1 protein-coding gene is annotated in these 1,061 nt (G+C 56.6%); it reads left to right on the top strand.

Translation table 11 applies throughout. The features are described from left to right. Window positions 1-103 precede the first annotated feature (103 nt). A complete protein-coding gene (locus tag QLQ16_RS15770; protein ID WP_283225599.1) occupies window positions 104-1,054 on the top strand; it encodes an IS30 family transposase in 951 nt (316 codons plus the stop codon). The last annotated feature ends 7 nt before the right edge of the window (window positions 1,055-1,061 follow it).

The raw sequence follows: 1,061 nt of genomic DNA, 5'->3' as shown, positions 1-1,061 counted from the left end.
AGGCGGATTCAAGGGCGAAGTGCAACAAAGATGAACCCGGTAGTGGGTGGCTGAGGATGCGTTGGCATCATGGCCGCTTTAACCGCCAAGTCGAAGTTGCCCAATGTACAAGCACCTCAGCCGAGTAGAACGATACCAAATTTACAGCCTCTTGAAAGCCAAACAGACCATCAGCGAGATTGCCCGAATGCTGGGCAGAAACCGCAGCACCATCAGCCGCGAACTCAAGCGTGGTCGTGGTCAGCGTGGCTATCGCGCCGAACAAGCCTGCGCCAAAGCGTCTGAGCGAGCCCAGCGCAGCCGCAATGCCCGTCGTGTAGACCCCAAGGTCTGGTCCGATGTGGATTTCTACCTTGGCATTCAATGGAGCCCCGAGCAGATTGCAGGCAAATCCGCGGTCAGCCATGAGAGCGTCTATTTGCATGTTTATGCCAACAAAGCCGCCGGTGGTGATTTACACAAGAACCTGCGCAGCCAAAAGCCCCGACGCAAACGCCACCTGTGCGGGCGTGACAGACGAGGACAGATCCCGAACCGCCGCCCGATCAGCGAGAGACCAAGCCACATCGAGGATCGCAAGCAAGTGGGCCACTGGGAAGGCGATACCGTCATTGGCGCGGCTCACAAACAAGCCATCGTGACACTGGTCGAACGCAAGAGTGGCTTTGCTGTGCTGGCCAAAGTGCCCAACAAGTCTGCCGATCTGGTGGGCCGGGTCATTGAAGCCAAACTCAAGCCCTTGACCTCACGGGTGAAGACATTGACGGTGGACAACGGCAAAGAGTTTGCCGATCACCAGGCCATCGATCAGGCCCTTGGCATCCAGACCTACTTTGCCGATCCGTATTGCAGCTGGCAGCGCGGCAGCAACGAGAACTTCAACGGTTTGCTGCGCCAATACATTCCCAAGAAGCGGCGCATGGAAACTGTCACAGATGAGGAGTTGACTATGATCGAAAACAGATTGAATCACCGGCCCAGAAAGCGGCTGGGATTCAAGACACCACACGAGGTGTTTCACGCCTCGTTAAACCGTGTTGCAGTTCGTCCTTGAATCCGCC

This window comes from Limnohabitans lacus, from assembly GCF_030053395.1.
In the GTDB taxonomy this organism is placed as follows: Bacteria; Pseudomonadota; Gammaproteobacteria; order Burkholderiales; family Burkholderiaceae_C; genus Limnohabitans_A; species Limnohabitans_A lacus.
The sequence above is the reverse complement of the archived record's forward strand: the minus strand, read 5'-3'. Positions and strand labels throughout refer to the sequence as shown.